The sequence below is a fragment of the Campylobacter devanensis genome, from assembly GCF_002139915.1.
Classification (GTDB): Bacteria; Campylobacterota; Campylobacteria; order Campylobacterales; family Campylobacteraceae; genus Campylobacter; species Campylobacter devanensis.
In genome coordinates this window covers 987375-1005913 of record NZ_CP018788.1, presented here as the reverse complement: position 1 = coordinate 1005913, position 18539 = coordinate 987375, and the positions used below count along the sequence as shown (strand labels likewise).

Below are 18539 nucleotides of genomic sequence, written 5' to 3'. Positions count from 1 at the left end.
GCTAAATTTAGTTAAAATTTAAGATAATAAAGTAAGGAGTATCAAATGAAGATAAATGACTATTCAAATAGTATGCAAAATTACTATTTAAACAATGCTCAAAATAGTGCTAATAAAGCCCTGGATAATATCTTAGCAAATCGTGCTATTAGCGGTAGTGATAGTGCTAATATGGTTATCGCTAATACACTTTTAAGCAATGCTAATGCCATCTCTCAAGGCGTTAACAATGCAAATGACGCAATTGGTGTTTTACAAATTGCTGATGGAGCATTACAAAATTTAACAAATAGTGCTGATAGATTAAATGAACTATCAATTCGTTCAAATAGTCTAGCTATGGATAGTAACTCAAGAGCTGCTATTGCAAAAGAGGCTCAAGCGCTTAAGACATCTATGCAAGATACGCTAAATTCAACTAGCTTTAATGGTCAAAATATATTTGGTTCGACTATGAACTTTCAAACTGGTAGTTCTGCAACTACAATATCGCTAAATAGTCCAAATATTAGCTCAATTGATATTAGCTCTCAAGATAGCATAGCTGCTTTTAAGGATAGCGTTAATGCTATGAGAGCTGATATCGGTAGCACTCAGCAAGGGCTTTTAAGCAATATCAACTCTTCTATCACAGCATCAAATTCAGCCAAAGCTAGTGAATCACAGCTACAAAATAACGATGTAGTAAAAAATTTAAGCGATCTAAATAGATCAAATTTACAGCTCAATAGCACGACTTTGGCGGCTGCTCACAATATGACTTTACTAGCTCAACAAGTATCAACACTTCTAAGATAGATAAAGATAGCCAATTTGGCTATCTTAAATCATATATTCTATATTTTCTATTTCGCCATTAATTAGCTTATATATTACAGATTTTAGCTCAAAATATTTTGGAGTATTTGGAGTAAATTTAGGATTTTGTAGCTCTTTAATTATCTTTCCAGCATGTAAAATCACAATTTTATCACCTAAAAGTATAGCCTCATCAATATCGTGAGTTACAAATATCACTTGCTTATTTTTAGTTAATTCTTTAAGCTCGGTTTGTAAATTTGCTCTAACAACTGGATCTAAAGCACTAAAAGGCTCATCTAAAAATAGCACCTTTGGATCAAGAGCTAAAGCTCTAGCAATCGCAACTCTTTGGCATTGGCCGCCACTTAGGCTATTTGGATATAAATTCATTTTATCTTTTAACCCTACTAGGCTTAGATATTTTTTAGCTATGTCATCTATTAGTTTTTTATTCTTTAAGCCAGAACACTTTAGAGCAAATTTGATATTATCAAGCGCAGTAAGCCATGGCATTAAGCAGTAGTGTTGCATTATTATCTGACGCTCTTTGGAGTTTGGAATTTGAGATTTAAAGCTCTCGTTATCAAATTTAATCTCACCACTATCAAAGCTTTCAAGAGAGCTTAAAATTTTTAATATTGTGCTTTTGCCGCTTCCGCTAGAGCCTAAAAGTACGCAAAACTCACCATTATTAATCTTTAAATTTATATCATCTAAAACGCAAATATCGCCAAATGATTTTCTAAGATTTTTAATTTCTATCATAGCCATATCTCCTTGATACTACTTTTTCTATATATCCAAATATAGTATTAATTATCATACCAATGATACCTATAGTAATAATTGTAGCTATTAATATATCTATTCTTAATTGATTTCTACTATCGATAATCATATATCCAAGTCCAGTTTGAGCTCCTAACATTTCTCCTACGACTAGATTTATCCAAGCAAGAGCTGCGGCTAATTTAAGGCTAGATATAAGAGATAAAAAACTAGATGGTATGATAACTCCAGTGAAAATTTGCAATTTAGAAGCACCAAAATTTTTAGCTACTACTATTAGTTGGCTAGGTAGATCTTTTATGGCTTTTGTAGATAATAATACCATAGGGAAAAATACTGAATATGCTATAATAAATATAGTTGGTAAATCTCCAATTCCAAATATTATTAAGATAATTGGCACCCATGCAATTGGCGAGATAGGACGCAAAATATTAAATAGCGGATCAAATGCTTGAGCAAATTTTGGATTATAACCAAATATAAAACCAATTATAACCCCAAAAATAACGCCCAAAATAAGCCCAATACCGTATCTATATAGCGAATCTATAATTCCAATTTGTAAGCTATTATTATCTATTATTAGCCTAAATGCGTTTAAAACTTGCATAGGCGATGGAATTAGCTCAGAGCTAAATATATGCCATATTAATATAGCAAAAGCTAAAACTATACTTTGATAAATATATTTCATACTTGCTCCACTAAATAACTATCTATATCTAAATTTTTTAGCCCATCATTTGCTAAATTTTGAGATATCAAAAACTCTTTTAGATTTATTAGATCTTCTTTATTTATCTTTAAATCGCTATATGATACGATTTTATCTTCTACAATTTTGTTGATGATATTGGCATCTTGAGCTAGGATTTTAGAGCCTATTATAGAGGCTTCTTTGTGATTTTTCTCTATGAAATCAGCCGCCTTTTTAAAGGCATTTGTCAGTTGCGCCGCAACTGGTGAGTTGGCTAACTCGCTAGAGTAGTTTAGTAAGCAGCAGATGTGATTAGGCGTGATATCTTTGCTTAATATCAAATTTCTAGCTCCCCTTTGGACGCCAAGCTGACCAAAAGGCTCAGCAACAATATATCCATCAATTCTATTTGTTAGCAAGGCAAAAGGCATCTCAGTAGGTGCCATATCTACTAAATTTACTTTTATATTATGCTTGCTTAAAAGCTTGTGTAAGATATAGTAGTGGCTAGAAAATCTAGATGGAATTGCTATATTTTTGCCTTCTAATTCATTGATTGTCTTAATGCTGTTATTTACCACCAAAGATGAGCCGTTTTTGTGTGCGGCCATAATGGCTTTGATATCTACTCCACTACCTTTTAGCATAAGCCCAAGCGGAGCTAATAAAAACGCCCCATCAACTGCTTTAGCCCTTAGAGCCTCGCTCAAATCCGCCCAATTAGCAAATTTAATAGGAACAATATCAAACTCATCACTACTAAAGATATCTTTAGCGATTATAATCAAATGATCGCAAATCGGCAGATATCCTATCTTAATACCTTTTTTAAATTTAGAATTTGCCACACTCTTAGTCGCACTAAGAGCCAAAAAACCAGCTAAAAATCCAAGTGCATATCTTCTATTCATATCTTATCCTTTTTATAATTTTTCTCGCCATGATTTTATGCAGCCACGCCCAGCTTCTACTTGAGCTATCTCTTTTAAAAGGTGCTTTATGCTAGGAGTTACTATAAGGACGAAATTACCCTCTCTTTGGAGTCTTGCTACATGAGACTTCTCAAAATACCCCTTAGTACCACAAAACAACACCGCAGCACTCGTTACCCTTTGAGTTAGGAGTGAGCCATTTAACCTAGCTTTTAAAACCCTAATTGGCTCTATGTTTTCGATATTTTCTGATATAAGCTTAATCTCATTTAAAAGATTGTTAAATTCGCTTTTTAACTCATCTAAATTTATATTTAGATATGAGTTTATATCAGCGTGAGTTTTGTTTGATTTTTCTATCTCATCTAAGGCTGCTTTTATGATTCCAGCTGCTATGCCTGTTTGTAAGAGTATAAATCCAGGAGTTATTTTGATTAGATACTCATAGATATTAGTGGCTAAAATATCACTACTAGCTAAAAAATAATCTTTTATAGCCACGCTTTTTGTAGCTGAGCCCTCAAGTGCGGCGTATTTGATATTTGATTTTAAAGTAGCATTTTTGCCAACTCTTATTACGCCCATTACAGGCTTATCATCTTCATCTAAGGCTATAGCGCCAAATACGCTATCTTCAGTGATATTTGATACCCATGGTAGATTGCCATTTATGATATATCCGCCTTCTACTTTTGTAGATTTGAGATGATTTTTCTCAATCCCAGCAAAGGCCTTCATAGGATTTGATAGTGCCGTTCCACCTAGAATTTCACCACTATATAGTTTTGGTAATAGCTCGTTTTTTAGCTCTTGATTATCGCTATTTATCAAGTAGTAGATAATCGCAAATTGGCACCACATGCAAAATCCACTAGTTCCACAAATATTTGAAATTTTCGCTATATTTTCTATAGCTTTGTATATATCGCTTCTAGTTTTTAAAACAGCGAAATCACCATTTTGAGCTATCTGTTTTAATAACTCTTTTGGGTAAATTCCATCTTTATCTATAGAGTGTGCTAATTCTGCTAATTTTTGTAGTGCCATTTTTTATCCTTATTTAACTTCTAAATTTACATTTCTAAGCAAAGTATTTGCTACTGGTGAGTATTTTAAAGCGTGAGCTATTAGGGCGTCTTGTTTAGCCTTATCAGCGTTGCTTTCTAATATCACATTTACTCTTACATCTGTAAAGCCAAGTGGCTTTTGGCTTAGATCGCCAGTTCCCCAAACTGCAGTTATATTAAGGTCTCCTTCAAGCTCAACTTCAAGTTTAGTAATAACTATATTTTGAGCGATTGCGTTTGCGTGGATTCCTACTGCTATACAACTTCCAAGAGCAGCTAAAACAGCTTCGCTAGGATTTGGTGCGGTATCTTCTCCAAGTAGTGTTGGTGGCTCATCTACTATGTATGCAGGTAGATTTCTTATATAGTTTGCGTGGCGAAACTTACCCTCTGCGACTGTGCGACATTTAAGTGTCTTAATAACATCTGGATTCTCTTTTCCAGCTTTGATTAGAGCCTCTAGACCAGCTTTGTCAATTGGATCTAGTCTAGTACATGAATTTATAGCACAATTTGCCATATTTTTCTCCTTGTATTAAAATATAGTAAAAAGATATATTAATCTTTTAATGCGAGAATTATATCAATAAGATAGCTATTTGTCAATATAAAGTAATTTAATATATTTTTAAATTTATTAAATTTAGATTTAAATTTGATAAGTTAAATTTAATTCAAACTCTCATAAAATGGATAGATTTAAGCCAAAATTAGTATAATTGAGGTTTAAATTATTTTTTGCGAGGTTTTATGGAAGAGCTGTTTGAGAAGTTGGATTTAAGCGAGTATTTGAGTGCGTATAATGAATTTTTAGCTAGGCCTAAATCGCTTTTTATAAGTGGGGATAGTAAGGCAAATTATGAAAAAATAGAAGAAATTTCATCTCTAAATTTAAAAAGCCCAAAAGAGATAGCAAATTTAGATGATGCCTTGATGAGAGTATCTAAACAAGCTGTTTTACATATCAGCGAGATATATGAATTTAGCAAGATTATAGAGTATTTTAACTACCTAAAATCGCAAAATTTCGGTGATAAAATGCGTGGATATCTAGATAAGATTGAAATTCCATCTAGTATTGATAAAATTTGTGACTATTTTGATGAAAATGGGGAGTTTAAAGAGAGCATTGATGAGCGTTTAATATCTATAAACGAAGCTTATAAAAACAAAAAAAAGCAGATAGATGAGAGCTTAAAAAAGCTCATTTATACCAAGCATTTAAGCCCATATCTAGTCGATACTCAAATTCACTATATCAACTCAAATGAAGCTCTTTTGGTGCGTGGCGGATTTAATCACGCTTTAAAAGGCACAGTGATAGCTAGAAGTAGCGGTGGATACTTCTATGTTTTGCCTGATATTGTCAGTAAATTAAAGAGCGAACAGAGCGATCTGCTAGATAAAAAAGAGGAGATTTTGTTTGAGCATGCTAAGATAATTAGCGCTATTTTCCATAAAAATTTATCATTTTTGAAATTTATAAATTCAGCTTTTGATTATATAGATAGTTTGATTGCTAGGGTGAGCTTTGCTAAGAGCAAGGATTATAACTTTGTTTTGGCTAATTCTAGCAAAGATATAATTTTGAGCGAATTTGCCCATCCAGCACTTAAAAATCCAAAGCGTATTAGCGTGGATTTTCGTGGTAAAATTCTCTTAATCACTGGGGTAAATGCCGGTGGTAAAAGTATGCTATTAAAGAGTATATTGAGTGCGGCATTACTAGCTAAATATCTACTTCCTATGAGCATAAATAGCACTAAATCTAGCATTGGTAGCTTTAAGGAGTTTGAGGCTATAATAGAAGATCCACAAAATTCCAAAAATGATATATCCACTTTTGCTGGTAGAATGCTAGGATTTTCTAAAATTTTAGGCAAAAAGCAGATTTTAATCGGTGTAGATGAGATAGAGCTAGGAACGGACTTTGAAGAGGCAGCTAGTCTATATAGCGTATTGCTAACTTCAATGATGAGTAGCGATATTAAAATGGTTATAACCACTCACCACAAACGACTTGCTATGCTACTAGCTAAAAATAGCGAAGTTGAGCTGATAGCCGCACTATATGATGAGCAAAACTCACGCCCTAAATATGAGTTTTTAAAAGGAATTATAGGTAAATCTTACGCCTTTGAGACTGCTAGTAGATATGGAATTCCAGCTAATCTTGTAGCAAGTGCTAAGAGCGCTTATGGCGATGATAAAGAGAATTTAAATGAGATGATATCTAAGGCTTTGAATTTAGAATTAGAGCTAAAATTAAAGCTTAAAAGCGTAGAGGAAAAAGAGCTAAAATTAGACGAGCTATTAAAGGATTTAAAAGAGGCTAAAATCAGAGCCGATGAGACGCTAAGAGCGAGATTAAGCTCATTAGAAGCTGAATTTTACAAAGCTATAAATGAGGCTAAAAGAGGGATAAACTTAAAAGATACAAAAGAGAAACAAAGAAGCCTAAATAACGCAAATTTCATAGCAAAATCTATCCAAAAGCCTACGATTTTAAGTGAGCCAATAGAGCTAAAAGTAGGTGATAGAGTTAAATATGATAAGATTAAAGGCGTGGTCTTAAGCCTTAGTAAAAATGATGCGATTATAGATAGCAATGGGGTTAATCTAAGAGTGCCAATATCGCTTTTAAAGCCTACTAATCAAAGCCCATTAAATAACCAAAAAAGCGTAAATATAAGCCTATCTCGCCCAAACTCTGCTAGCGTGATGATAGATCTTCATGGGCTTAGGAGCGATGAGGCGATTGAAAGATTAGATAAATTTATCTCTGATGCCTTGATAGCAGGATTTGATGAGGTTTTAATAAAGCATGGTATCGGCACAGGCAAGCTAGCGTATGCCGTAAAAGAGTTTTTAAAATCCCATCCAAGCGTCAAAGCCTTCAAAGATGGGGCGCCAAGCGAGGGTGGATTTGGTAGTAAAGTGGTGAAATTATGATAGATAGTATTGGGGGATTTTTAAGCGGTGCTATTTTGGGTTTTGGTGCGGCGGTGCCTATTGGGCCTGTGAATATCTTGATTATGAGTTATGCTTTGGTTAAATTTCGCCTTGGGCTAGCTATTGGTCTAGGGGCGATGGCTGTAGATGTAGGCTATCTTTTGGCTATTAATTTTGGTCTTTTGAAATTTAGCCAAAATGAGATATTAACTCAAATTTTAGCTATTTTTGGGGCGCTATTTTTGTTATATATTGCATATTTTACACTAAAAAGCGCTAAGAGTTTAGCTAGGCAAAAAACTGGATTATCAGGGGGATTTTGGAGCTGTTTTATTAAGGGGGCTTTAATGAATATTTTAAATCCATATATAATTGGCTTTTGGCTCTCTGTTAGCGGTGTGTTTATGATACTGCCTAGTGTGATTATGGGCTTTACCGGGTTGGTTGTTAGTATAGTGAGTTGGGTGGTGTTTTTGTCTTTTATAGTTAGTCGCTCACGCAAATTTATAGGGGCAAAAACTCAAATGGCATTTGCATATATCTCGGCGATTTTAATGGCGGGATTTGCTATTATGCTGATATTTAATACATTTTTAAAGGGTTAAAATGGAAGTTATAGAGCTTTTAAAAGAGCTATTGAAATTTAGAAGTATCACGCCAGATGATGATGGTGCTATGAATTACATCACGCTACTTATGAGTGAGTTTGATGCTAAGCTTTTGGATATTAATGGGGTTAAGAATTTAATCCTTAGTAAAAAATTTGGTGATGGGCTAAATTTATGCTTTGCTGGGCATATCGATGTAGTCCCACCAGGAGATGGATGGAGTAGTGATCCATTTGAGCCAGAGCAAAAAGATGGATATATCTATGCTAGAGGTGCCCAAGATATGAAAAGTGGAGTAGCAGCGATACTACAAGCGTGTAAGGATGCTAGGGAATTTGATGGGAGTTTAACTATTATTTTGACAAGCGATGAAGAGGGTGATGGGATTTATGGAACTAAAGAGGCGTTAAAATATCTAAAGGATAATAACTCTTTGCCTGATTTTGCTATTGTGGCCGAGCCTACATCTACTAATAAAATTGGTGATATGATAAAGATAGGTCGCCGTGGCTCTATCAATGGTGTTATCAAGGTTAATGGCATTCAAGGTCATGCGGCTTATCCATCTAAATGTATCAATCCAATCCATCAAGCAAGTGCCGTGTTGGCTAATTTTGCTGGATATGATATGGATGCTGGAAGTAGATATTTTGACCCTTCAAAGATAGTAATCACTGATATTAGGGGCGGTATGGAAGTTTGTAATGTAACGCCAAGTGAGCTTAAAATAATGTTTAATATCAGAAATTCAGACCTAACAAGCTATGAAGATGTTAAGCAATATTGCGAGCATATATTTAATGGGCTTGATTATGAGCTAACTCTTAAGGAGAGTTCAAAGCCATTTTTGACAGATGCAGATTCCAAAATTGTTACGAATTTGATAGATAGCATTAATAGAATTTGCGGGGTTAGGCCTGAGCTTAGCACGACTGGTGGGACAAGTGATGCTAGGTATTTTGCGGCTTTTGGGGTGCCTGTGGTGGAATTTGGTGTGGTAAATGATAGAATTCACGCACTCAATGAGAGAGTAAGCATAGATGAAGTAGCGAAGCTTTATGAGGTTTTTAGCGATTTGATACGCTATTTTAAATAAATTTATAATTTCATTTTTTAAGATTTTTTTGGCTAAAATTATGAGAAATTCAAAAAAGGATATATCATTAAAAGATTGGCTGTAGCTTTTAGCGGAGCTAGTGGAAGCGGCAAGACAACGCTCATATCTAAGGTAGCAAAAGAGCTTATATCTCGTGGATTTAAGGTTGTGATAACAAAGCACGATCCAGGTGATAAGGCGAAATTTGATTATCCTGGCAAGGATAGCTATATATATAGTAGTATCGGCGTAGATGTCGCAGTAGTAAGCCCAAATAGAACATCAATTTTTTTACAAAGTGGGCTATTTGGTGGTAAAGATAGGATAAGCTCGCAATCACACAGAGATAAAAATGAGAAATTTGAGCCAAATTTGGATAATTTTGATAGTGAGCTAGAGATTTTAGTGGCTCATTTTGGTGAGTTTGATTATTTGATAATTGAGGGCTTAAAGAGCTTAAAACTTCCTAGAATTACTATATTTAGAGATGAGGTTATAGATGATTTTATCCCATTTAGCGATGCTTTTGCTAGTAATGTTGAGTTTGATACTTGTGGGGATAAATTTGGTCTTGAAGATATAGATGAGATTATAAAATGGATAGATAAAAACGCAAAAAAGGTGTAAAATGAAAGAGATTATAAAAGCAGTTGAGAAGATCGCTATAGAGATTAGCGAACTACTAAAATATGGTGATTTTAGCTATGCCAAAAGCTCAAATTCCACAGGTGATACTCAATTAAAGCTCGATATATTAAGTGATGAGATAATAGAAAATAGATTGAAAAAACTTAGCAATATCAAGGCTATAATTAGTGAAGAAAAAGAGTCTATTTTAGAGATAAACTCAAATGCAGATTATATTATAGCTTATGATCCACTTGATGGTAGTAGCTTGGTGGATGTGAATTTCGCTGTTGGATCGATATTTGGGATTTATAAAGGCTCTTTGGATGCTAGGAGTTTAGTAGGGGCGATTTATGTAGTTTATGGCCCAAGGCTTGAGATGGTAGTGTGCGATGATAGCGTGAGATTATTTAGGTTAAATAGAGATAATGAGTTTAAATTTATCAAAAATTTAGAGTTAAAAGACAGAGGCAAGATAAATGCCACAGGTGGCACACAAAAGGGCTGGAGCGACTCTCATAGAGCTATGATAAAATCGCTATTTGATGATGGCTATAGGCTTAGATATAGTGGCGCTATGGTAAGCGATCTTCATCAAGTTTTACTAAAAGGCGGCGGGTTATTTAGCTATCCAGCCACGCCTGATGCGCCAAATGGCAAGCTTAGGGTTGCTTTTGAGGTTTTACCATTTGCCTATATATATGAAAAGGCTGGTGGTGCCACAACTGATGGGGTAAATGATAGTTTATTAGATATCAAAATTGAAAAGACTCACCAAACTACGCCTTGTTATTTTGGGTCTAAATTTGAGATTGATAGAGTCAAAAATGGCTGAAATTACCGAATTTAGCGCTATTGATGAGCTAGAATCCAAAAAGATAGCGCTAAAAAATTGTATCGCTCAAAACTCATCTGGAGATAGCTGCTCAAAGTGTCAACGGGTCTTTGGCTGTGATAGGATTAAGGAGTTTGTAATTTTACAATTTGATATTGCCACAGCTAGGCTCAAAGATTGCCAAAAGGCAAATAATCTAAGTAGTTGTATGGATTGTGATAGGATTTTTGAGTGCGATATAAGGGAAAATTATGTCAAATCCACATATGAAAAGATGAATGAAGGCCGTGGCGGTCAATTTGATTTTTAACAAATTTAAAGGAAGATGATGAAAAAATTTATAACCACACCAATATATTATGTCAATGATGTCCCACATATCGGACACGCTTATACTACGATAATCTGCGATACCTTGGCTAGATTTTATCGCTTAAGGGGCGATGATGTCTTTTTTCTTACAGGCACAGATGAGCATGGCCAAAAGATAGAAGAGGCCGCTAAGGCTAGAGGCAAAAGCCCAAAAGAGTACGCAGATGAGATAAGTGCGAAATTCAAAGCCTTATGGGATGAGTTTGGTATAAGCTATGATCACTTCATACGCACAACCGATGAGTATCATAAGGTAACTAGCCAAAATGTCTTTATTAAAATGCTTAAAAATGGAGATATCTATAAGGGCGAGTATGAGGGTAGCTATTGCGTGAGTTGTGAGAGCTTTTTTGCTGCTAATCAGCTAATAGATGATGAGTGCTGTCCTGATTGCGGTAAAAAGACTAGGTTGGTAAAAGAGGAGAGTTACTTTTTTGCTCTATCAAAATACCAAGATAGATTGTTAAAATGGTATGAAAATGACAAATGCGTCCTACCAAAAGGCAAGAAAAATGAGGTTATAAGCTTTGTAAAAGGCGGTCTAAAGGATCTATCCATCACTAGAACCAGCTTTGAGTGGGGGATTAAACTACCAAAAGAGCTAAATGAGCCAAAACATGTGATGTATGTATGGCTAGATGCGCTAGTTAATTATCTCTCAGCCTTAGGATACACTAGAGATGAAGAGAGAATGGAGTATTGGAATAACACCTTACATATAGTTGGTAAGGATATTTTGCGTTTTCATGCGGTCTATTGGCCGGCATTTTTGATGAGTCTTGACTTGCCTTTACCAGTAAGCGTAGCAGCGCATGGATGGTGGACTAGAGATGGGGTTAAGATGAGCAAGAGCCTTGGCAATGTGGTAAATCCAAAAGAGGTGGCCGATACTTATGGATTAGAGGCGTTTAGATATTTTCTATTAAGAGAGGTGCCGTTTGGTCAAGATGGGGATTTTTCACAAAGAGCCTTGATAGATCGTATAAATAGCGAATTGAGCAATGATTTAGGGAATTTGCTAAGTAGAATAGTGGGTATGAGTTCAAAATACTCAGCTAATATAATTAATTCAAATAATGTAAAAGAGTTTTATTCTAGTGAGCTTGAAGCTTCAAAAATACATATAGACCAAGCACTTGCTAGTTTAGAAGATATCGCTCCAAATAGATATTTAGAAGAGCTTTGGAAGGTTTTAAATATAGCAAATGCCACTATCGCTAAATATGAGCCTTGGAATTTGGTAAAGAATAATAAATTTGATGAAGCAAATGCCTTGGTGGCATTGGTGGCAAATCTTTTGGCTAGGGTTGCTATTTTGCTAAGTCCAGCTATGCCACAAACTGCTCAAAAAATAGCCGATACTTTGGAATTTGAAATCAATACAAATAGCTATAATGAGCTAATAATAAACTCAAATTTAATCAACTTTAAAGCCAACGCCACAACTCCTCTATTTGCCAAGATAGAACACGAGCTGATGGCGCCAGCACCGGTGGCTAAAATAGATGAGATTAAATCAAAAGATGAAGAGATTAAAATTGATGATTTTAAAAAGTGTGTTATAAAGGTAGGAACTATCTTAGAATGCGATAATATCGAAGGTAGTGATAAATTGCTTAAATTTAAAATCGATCTAGGCGAAGAGAAGCCAAGACAGATTATCAGCGGTATAGCTAAGTATTATGAGCCAAAAAGCCTAATAGGCAAACAAGTTTGCGTCTTAGCTAATTTAAAACCAGCTAAGATATTTAAACATTTAAGTGAAGGTATGATTCTTAGCGCTGAAGATGGGAGCCTAACGCTTCTAGGTACTCACGCAAGTGTAAAAAATGGAGCAATTGTAGGATAGATGAGAATAGAAAACCTAACCACGCTATTAAATGGCGAGTTAAAAAATAGCCCAAAAATCAGTATGATAAATGGATTTTGTCTAGATCCAAATTTGGTTAAAGTTGGCATGGCTTATTTTGCTCTAAATGCGACGATAGATGACGCATTGCTCGCTATCAAAAGTGGAGCTTATGCTATTATCACTGATTTGAGCTTAAATAGCAAAGATGATGAAATAGCAATAATCAAAGTTGATAGCGTGGTTATGGCGATGATAAGATTGATGAGATTTCTCTCAGCACAAAAAGAGCTAAATTTCATCCATCTTACAAAGTTACAAAGCTCGATTTTAGAGTGTTTATATCTACCTAGATCGATGTGTCTATTTAGCTGTGATATTAGTAAAGCTTTTATGCAGATACTTGAGGCAGAAAACGATATGGTAGTTTTAAGCTATGATGAGGCGATGATTGATAGACTTAGCTTTTCTCATGCAAGTTTAAGCGATGATAGTCTAAGCGATTTACATTATGAGCTTATGGATAATGGATCGCTTTTTTACACTACGATTTTATTTAAAAATAATTACTATAGTGAGCTTAAATTTCCTAATATTTTTATAAAAGATTTAGTTTGTGTGATGAGGTTTTTTGATGAGTATAGTGTGGGATTTAAGGTTCATAGTTTTGATAAATTTAGCCATTTTAAGGCGATTTTTGTTGATAAATTTTTTGTGATTAAAGAATTTGGCCAAAGTCATAGAGCGATAATTTGCGAAAGCGATGAAGAGCTTTTTAGGCTAGAGGCTACGCTTTTAAGGCAGAAATTTAGTGATATTATTATCTGTGCTAGGGCTAGTAGTAGTGTAGCGTTTATGGCTGATTTTGTATATGATGATATAGAAGATATAAAAAAGCTTGATGAGTTTAGATATGCTTTAGTTTTTGAAAATTATGAAGATGTAGAGGCTGTATTGGCTCAAAGCATAGATGAGCCAACACTATTTTAATATAGTTATTTTTTATTAAATTTAACTTTTAACTCCATAATTCTCTCATTTAATAGAGTATTTAAAATATCTATAACAGATTTGCTTGCACTCTCAGCCGCATTTAGTTGTTTATAAATTTTATCTAAACACCCATTTGTCTTGCCGTGTTCTACCATTATTTTGTGTGCGTTGGCGATATTTTCATGAACATCTTTATGAACTGGTTCTAATTTAGCATAGTGTTGATATTTGCTAAATAGCTCTTTGCCGCGTCCTGTTTCATACCATTTGCCAAGACGACAACTATGGCAATCGGCAAATTTTTCATTTAAGTTTTCATCAAAAATCGCCTTATAACCTTTAACTTTAAATAATAGGTGATCTAATTTAACAAGGCTGATAAATATAGTAGAAAGCGCCTTTTGAGAGTTGAAATTAATCGTATTTGATAGTTCATGAACATCATTCATTGTCTCATTACGACTAGCTAAAGAGCGCATATGCTCGACTACATCATCAGTAGCAGATTGCATTTTAGCAAAATTTTGTTGAACTATTGCCATATTCATCTCAATCTCTTTTGTAGCCTTTTGAGTTCTCTCAGCTAAGTTTCTAACCTCATCAGCTACTACGGCAAAGCCTCTACCATGTTCTCCAGCACGTGCTGCTTCTATAGCAGCATTTAAGGCTAGTAAATTTGTCTGATCAGATATATCAATGATTAGCGAAATTACACCAGAGATAGATACAAAATCTTTTTGTACTTGCTTTACTGTCTCATGAAAATCTTGCAATCTATCCTCCATATGGCTTAACTCATCTAGAAGCATATCTTGAATTTTTATAGTATTTTTTTGATTTTTAGTTGATAGTTCTTGAGTATCATTTAGCAGTGTAATAGAGTCACTAAATTCACTTTGGAGTAGATTTAAATTTGATACACAGCTATTTGTCATACTCATTGTAATATTATGAAATGCTTCATAGTAGTTAGATTTTGGGTTTTCTTGGAGTGCTTTTATCTGTTCTTTTAGTTCTTTATTGGTTTTTAGGAGTTCTTGGTTTTGTATTCGTAGTCGCTCAAGCTCATCGTTTAAAGATATGGGGGGGTAGTAGCGCTTTTTTAGTGAAGAATTTGAACATTTTTTATCCTTTTTATATTTTTTCTTAATAAATTATGAATTAATTTTACATAAATTTGGTTAATATATTCTATTTTATTATAAAAGATATGATAAAATGAGAATTTTAAATTTAAACTAAGGAGAAAAGTATGAATATACCAGTACTTGACCTAAGTGAGTTAGATAGTAATCAAGAAAAATTTATAGCAGATTTAAAGGGAGCATTTACTACTTTTGGGACTTGTTATTTGATAAATCATGGTATCGATTTAGATCTTTGCAAAGAGCTTCAAAGGCTTAGCAAGGAGTTTTTTGCTCTAAGTTTAGAACAAAAAGAGCAAATTTCGATGCTTAAATCGCCACAATTTCGTGGTTATTCAAAAGAGGGTGGTGAATATACAGATGGCGGAATGGATTATAGAGAACAAATAGATGCTGGAAGCGATAAAGAGGCTTTAAATTGGGATATAAACTCGCCTATTTGGATGAGAATTCAAGGCCCAAATTTATTTCCTAAAGAGATTCCAGAGCTTAAAACTGTTTTTAATGAGTGGTTTGAACAAACAAGCACAGCGACTTTAAAACTTCTAAAAGGATTTGCTATAGCTCTTGAGTTGCCACAAGACTCTTTTGATAAACTTTATGGAGAGAATTCCTACGCTCATGCTAAATTATTACGCTATCCGCCAGTATTTGATGGCAACACTCAAGGTGTTGGATCGCATAAAGATGGCGGTTTAATAACATTTGTTTTACAAGATAAAGAGTCGGGATTGCAAGGGTTATTAAATGGCGAGTGGATTGATGTGCCGCCAATGGAAGGCTCTGTGGTGGTAAATATCGGTGAGTTTTTGGAGCTTGCTACAAATGGCTATCTAAAAGCAACAATCCATAGGGTAAATTTAACCCCTAATGAGAGATTTTCTATTGCATATTTTTTAGGTGTGCAGCTTGATAAGGATATACCGATTTTAGAACTGCCAGAGCACCTTAAAAAAGAGAGTACCGGAGTAGATACAGACCCTAAAAATCCACTTCTTAGAAATGTTGCAGAAAATTATTTTAAAAGAATGATTAGATCTCATCCAGATGTAGCTAAAAAGTATCATAGCGATCTAATTGAGAGATTTAGTTTTTAAATTTGAATTCAAAGTGTAGCTATATATTTACAGTTATACTTTGAAGTTTATTATATATAAAGTTTATTTATAGTATTAATTGACACTTGCCATATACTTTATATATTCAAGCAGTATTACACTGCTTGAATATATAAATAAGGGTTTAAATTTATACAAACCAATAAATTTAAGATAAACTAGATAAAAAATCATTAAATATATTTTTATCTATCCTTGAAGCATCAATATTTTTACAAATATTTTTAGCATTTTCAAAATCTTTTTGATATTTTAGAAAATGAGCATATAAAAAGGATAAATATTCATATGATTTTATATCAGAAACACCTAATATATTAAATAGTTCAATGTATTCTAATGGTGTTCTTGCCAAACTAGCCCTTGTTTCTGCAGGATATTTAACAAAGGCAATATTTATAATTTGCTCATATGAGTCATCGATGTATCTCTTTAAAAGATCATTTGCCTCTTTAAAACAATTAAATCTTAACAAAACTATGACTATCATAATCGGATATGCGAAATTTTCAGAATCATGAAATGAAGCTTTAGTTGATATATCTATCTGTTTATTCATATCCAAATTTAGCTCTTTTGACTTAGCAAAAATATATGATAAAGAACCGGCTTTTTGTAAAGGAGTTATATTTGGTATCAATGGACTAGTTGTTATACACTCATAAATTTCATCTATATTAAAATATTTTAATATATTAACTGCTTTACAATTGTTATTAATCAAAGTAGCTAGGTGTATAGATATAGAGCTGTCTCCACAATAAATATTTGAAGATTTCAACAATAGAGCAAAATCGGCAATAGTCATTGACATTTTATCCAAATATCCAAAAGTGTCTTTAAGAATATCATTTGAAATATGCACATTAATGTATTCTAAATCTATTAAATACCCTTTTATAGCATTTAATAGATTTAGAATCTGGACAAAATAAAACAATATTTTTATTGTTATTAAAATTCTATTTTATTTTCTTGAAAAAATATTTTTAAATTATTTGATATATCAGATATATACTCTAATCCACCAACTTGTATAAATGCTTGATTTTGATTTTGCGGGTTAAGATAATTAAGCATATTGTTAATATCTATACTATTTAGCTGTTTAATAAAAAAGTTTGCTTTATCGGTATCACTATTTTTTAATAAATAATTTAAATATTCGGCTAAAAATATACCAAAACCAGTCTGCTTATACCCATCAAGTACTGTAATTTCCAAATCTGGATGATTATTTTGCATCATTATATATATTAAATATGCAAATTTGGCAATTTTAAATTTATTATCATTGTAATCTATATTTGATGTTTTTATTAAAGAAATTATCTCATTTTCATCAAATAAATTATCTATATACTCTAATTTGGTATTACCAATATATGAAGCTAACAAAGAATAAACAGATGCTTTTCTGCTATATATTACGCCTGATTTACTCATCAAAACTAAATCAAACGCAATATGCTCTATACTATTTAGCTTATATGTAGTTTTAGTAGTAAATAAATTTGCCGAGTTTATAATATTTTTATTTTTTATAATATCACATATAAGATCAGCGGAGTTATCAGGACTAAATAAAACTATTGTCTTATTGTTACTGAGTTTATTTAACAAGATATTTACCAGTTCCAACGGGAAAATTCTGCCATTTGCATCGCTTCTTAAAATAAAATTTATAAGCTCGTCTATACATTCTCCATTGCGGATATGAATGCATTCAAATTCTCCAAATTCATCAGATAATTTTTTAGCTATATCAATAGCATTTTTTATACTATCGTTAAAACCTATATTATAAAATGATTTATTTAGACAAGCTCTATATTCATTATCATCAAAATCTATGAAATGCTTATTTAATGGATAATGATTTGGCATATAAAATCCATATCTTTCAGTTGGATAATATTCAAGCTCTTGAAAACTTCCATAAAAACTAAATCTTGGAAAAGATCTATGAACTACTGAGTCTGTATAGCTATATTTTTTAAGATAATCTTGAGTAAATATATACTTTTCATCTAGCTCGCCAATAGTTTTTGATGAGTTAGAAAAGGAATTCCAAGTAAACCCATATTTTGATTTTAATTTAAAAGCTAAATACATCGCATTTAATAGGGCAAAAATGCGAGAGCCAAAACCATCTAATCTGGTAGCCACTATAAGATATGGAAATTTTCTTTGATAAATATTTATATATTTAAAATAAAGTGGCCACTGGGCAGTTTGCGTAATGCGAATATATCTAATATCCATTTTGTAACCTACATATATTGTTATATATTGCAAGTCGTCACTCCAATCAATAAGACTTTTATCAAACTCTATAAATTCACTATCTTTGTCTATAGAAAACTCAAATTTTAATGTTTTTTGCCGCTCTTTATATTTATCCCTATTAGTTATTCTTATATATTCTATACTCTGTGGTTTTTGTAAATCTATCATCCACCATTGATTTGGCCCAGCGGCTGTATGTATAGAAAAGTCTCTCAAATCCGTATTATTTTGTAAAATAGGTCTTCTTGCATCATTTTGACGACTATATATACTTATACTACTTTGAGTACATATTCCATTACTTGCTATATCGATTAAATCGCTCTCATGAAATACCACTTTTGGTTCCACAGCTGGTTTTATCAT

The 18539-nt window shown here is 33.1% G+C and carries 18 protein-coding genes and 1 pseudogene; 10 read left to right on the top strand and 9 right to left on the bottom strand.

The window, feature by feature from the left end; translation table 11 throughout:
- The first annotated feature begins 45 nt into the window (after positions 1-45).
- A complete protein-coding gene (locus CIGN_RS05005) occupies positions 46-798 on the top strand; it encodes a flagellin (protein WP_086302577.1) in 753 nt (250 codons plus the stop codon).
- A gap of 24 nt (positions 799-822) precedes the next feature.
- On the opposite strand, the gene CIGN_RS05000 is transcribed toward CIGN_RS05005, so the two are convergent.
- Genes CIGN_RS05000 through CIGN_RS04980 form a run of 5 tightly spaced genes read right to left on the bottom strand, consistent with a single transcriptional unit; the run spans position 823 to position 4809 of the window.
- Complete coding sequence (locus tag CIGN_RS05000) at positions 823-1566, bottom strand: ABC transporter ATP-binding protein (RefSeq protein WP_086224663.1); 744 nt, start codon at positions 1564-1566, stop codon at positions 823-825.
- On the bottom strand, positions 1553-2287 hold the full coding sequence (locus CIGN_RS04995) for an ABC transporter permease (protein WP_086302575.1): 735 nt from the start codon (positions 2285-2287) through the stop codon (positions 1553-1555). Before CIGN_RS04995 ends, CIGN_RS05000 begins: the two co-directional genes overlap by 14 nt.
- On the bottom strand, positions 2284-3201 hold the full coding sequence (locus tag CIGN_RS04990) for an ABC transporter substrate-binding protein (RefSeq protein WP_086302573.1): 918 nt from the start codon (positions 3199-3201) through the stop codon (positions 2284-2286). The genes CIGN_RS04995 and CIGN_RS04990 overlap by 4 nt, the downstream gene beginning before the upstream one ends.
- Before the next feature lie 12 nt (positions 3202-3213).
- Complete coding sequence (locus CIGN_RS04985) at positions 3214-4269, bottom strand: acyl-CoA dehydrogenase family protein (RefSeq protein ID WP_086302571.1); 1056 nt, start codon at positions 4267-4269, stop codon at positions 3214-3216.
- A 9-nt stretch (positions 4270-4278) separates the two neighbouring features.
- Positions 4279-4809 carry an OsmC family protein gene (locus CIGN_RS04980; RefSeq protein ID WP_086227874.1) on the bottom strand — a complete coding sequence of 177 codons (531 nt, stop codon included), beginning with the start codon at positions 4807-4809 and terminating at the stop codon, positions 4279-4281.
- Positions 4810-5039: 230 nt separating this feature from the next.
- Here CIGN_RS04980 and CIGN_RS04975 point away from each other — a divergent pair, with 230 nt between their 5' ends.
- The 8 genes from CIGN_RS04975 to CIGN_RS04940 all read left to right on the top strand — a co-directional run bounded on the left by CIGN_RS04975 (position 5040) and on the right by CIGN_RS04940 (position 13618).
- Entirely contained in the window at positions 5040-7241 is a 2202-nt protein-coding gene (locus CIGN_RS04975) for an endonuclease MutS2 (protein ID WP_086302569.1), read from the top strand.
- Positions 7238-7846, top strand: a complete 609-nt coding sequence (locus tag CIGN_RS04970) for a LysE family translocator (RefSeq protein WP_086302567.1) — start codon at positions 7238-7240, stop codon at positions 7844-7846. Before CIGN_RS04975 ends, CIGN_RS04970 begins: the two co-directional genes overlap by 4 nt.
- A gap of 1 nt (position 7847) precedes the next feature.
- A complete protein-coding gene (gene dapE / locus CIGN_RS04965; RefSeq protein WP_086302565.1) occupies positions 7848-8945 on the top strand; it encodes a succinyl-diaminopimelate desuccinylase in 1098 nt (365 codons plus the stop codon).
- Positions 8946-9011: 66 nt separating this feature from the next.
- Positions 9012-9572: a molybdopterin-guanine dinucleotide biosynthesis protein B gene (locus CIGN_RS04960; protein ID WP_086302563.1), complete on the top strand. Its 561-nt coding sequence runs from the start codon at positions 9012-9014 to the stop codon at positions 9570-9572.
- Position 9573: 1 nt separating this feature from the next.
- Positions 9574-10407 carry a class 1 fructose-bisphosphatase gene (locus CIGN_RS04955; RefSeq protein ID WP_086302561.1) on the top strand — a complete coding sequence of 278 codons (834 nt, stop codon included), beginning with the start codon at positions 9574-9576 and terminating at the stop codon, positions 10405-10407.
- Complete coding sequence (locus CIGN_RS04950; protein ID WP_086224248.1) at positions 10400-10717, top strand: hypothetical protein; 318 nt, start codon at positions 10400-10402, stop codon at positions 10715-10717. Before CIGN_RS04955 ends, CIGN_RS04950 begins: the two co-directional genes overlap by 8 nt.
- A gap of 18 nt (positions 10718-10735) precedes the next feature.
- Positions 10736-12628 carry a methionine--tRNA ligase gene (gene metG / locus CIGN_RS04945; RefSeq protein ID WP_086302559.1) on the top strand — a complete coding sequence of 631 codons (1893 nt, stop codon included), beginning with the start codon at positions 10736-10738 and terminating at the stop codon, positions 12626-12628.
- The gene (locus CIGN_RS04940) at positions 12629-13618 is read left to right on the top strand and encodes a hypothetical protein (RefSeq protein ID WP_086302557.1); all 990 of its coding nucleotides are present in this window, start codon (positions 12629-12631) and stop codon (positions 13616-13618) included. It abuts the gene before it with no gap.
- 5 nt (positions 13619-13623) lie between these two features.
- Here CIGN_RS04940 and CIGN_RS08300 read toward each other — a convergent pair whose 3' ends face one another.
- Positions 13624-14070: a CZB domain-containing protein gene (locus CIGN_RS08300; RefSeq protein WP_236844801.1), complete on the bottom strand. Its 447-nt coding sequence runs from the start codon at positions 14068-14070 to the stop codon at positions 13624-13626.
- Between the two features lie 30 nt (positions 14071-14100).
- Positions 14101-14406, bottom strand: a pseudogene (locus CIGN_RS08415) (methyl-accepting chemotaxis protein); the annotation flags it as partial.
- Positions 14407-14873: 467 nt separating this feature from the next.
- Between CIGN_RS08415 and CIGN_RS04930 the strand changes: the two are divergent.
- The gene (locus CIGN_RS04930; RefSeq protein ID WP_086302552.1) at positions 14874-15863 is read left to right on the top strand and encodes an isopenicillin N synthase family dioxygenase; all 990 of its coding nucleotides are present in this window, start codon (positions 14874-14876) and stop codon (positions 15861-15863) included.
- A gap of 169 nt (positions 15864-16032) precedes the next feature.
- On the opposite strand, the gene CIGN_RS04925 is transcribed toward CIGN_RS04930, so the two are convergent.
- Positions 16033-16749: a hypothetical protein gene (locus tag CIGN_RS04925; RefSeq protein WP_143297685.1), complete on the bottom strand. Its 717-nt coding sequence runs from the start codon at positions 16747-16749 to the stop codon at positions 16033-16035.
- An 89-nt stretch (positions 16750-16838) separates the two neighbouring features.
- The gene (locus CIGN_RS04920; protein ID WP_086302549.1) at positions 16839-18539 is read right to left on the bottom strand and encodes a discoidin domain-containing protein; all 1701 of its coding nucleotides are present in this window, start codon (positions 18537-18539) and stop codon (positions 16839-16841) included.

Excerpts from the sequence above, each read along its gene's own strand:
- CIGN_RS05005 (WP_086302577.1), top strand. The coding sequence starts at position 46 with ATGAAGATAAATGACTATTCAAATAGTATGCAAAATTACTATTTAAAC.
- CIGN_RS05000 (WP_086224663.1), bottom strand. The coding sequence starts at position 1,566 with ATGATAGAAATTAAAAATCTTAGAAAATCATTTGGCGATATTTGCGTT.
- CIGN_RS04995 (WP_086302575.1), bottom strand. The coding sequence starts at position 2,287 with ATGAAATATATTTATCAAAGTATAGTTTTAGCTTTTGCTATATTAATA.
- CIGN_RS04990 (WP_086302573.1), bottom strand. The coding sequence starts at position 3,201 with ATGAATAGAAGATATGCACTTGGATTTTTAGCTGGTTTTTTGGCTCTT.
- CIGN_RS04985 (WP_086302571.1), bottom strand. The coding sequence starts at position 4,269 with ATGGCACTACAAAAATTAGCAGAATTAGCACACTCTATAGATAAAGAT.
- CIGN_RS04980 (WP_086227874.1), bottom strand. The coding sequence starts at position 4,809 with ATGGCAAATTGTGCTATAAATTCATGTACTAGACTAGATCCAATTGAC.
- CIGN_RS04975 (WP_086302569.1), top strand. The coding sequence starts at position 5,040 with ATGGAAGAGCTGTTTGAGAAGTTGGATTTAAGCGAGTATTTGAGTGCG.
- CIGN_RS04970 (WP_086302567.1), top strand. The coding sequence starts at position 7,238 with ATGATAGATAGTATTGGGGGATTTTTAAGCGGTGCTATTTTGGGTTTT.
- dapE (WP_086302565.1), top strand. The coding sequence starts at position 7,848 with ATGGAAGTTATAGAGCTTTTAAAAGAGCTATTGAAATTTAGAAGTATC.
- CIGN_RS04955 (WP_086302561.1), top strand. The coding sequence starts at position 9,574 with ATGAAAGAGATTATAAAAGCAGTTGAGAAGATCGCTATAGAGATTAGC.
- CIGN_RS04950 (WP_086224248.1), top strand. The coding sequence starts at position 10,400 with ATGGCTGAAATTACCGAATTTAGCGCTATTGATGAGCTAGAATCCAAA.
- metG (WP_086302559.1), top strand. The coding sequence starts at position 10,736 with ATGAAAAAATTTATAACCACACCAATATATTATGTCAATGATGTCCCA.
- CIGN_RS04940 (WP_086302557.1), top strand. The coding sequence starts at position 12,629 with ATGAGAATAGAAAACCTAACCACGCTATTAAATGGCGAGTTAAAAAAT.
- CIGN_RS08300 (WP_236844801.1), bottom strand. The coding sequence starts at position 14,070 with ATGAATGATGTTCATGAACTATCAAATACGATTAATTTCAACTCTCAA.
- CIGN_RS04930 (WP_086302552.1), top strand. The coding sequence starts at position 14,874 with ATGAATATACCAGTACTTGACCTAAGTGAGTTAGATAGTAATCAAGAA.
- CIGN_RS04920 (WP_086302549.1), bottom strand. The coding sequence starts at position 18,539 with ATGATAAAACCAGCTGTGGAACCAAAAGTGGTATTTCATGAGAGCGAT.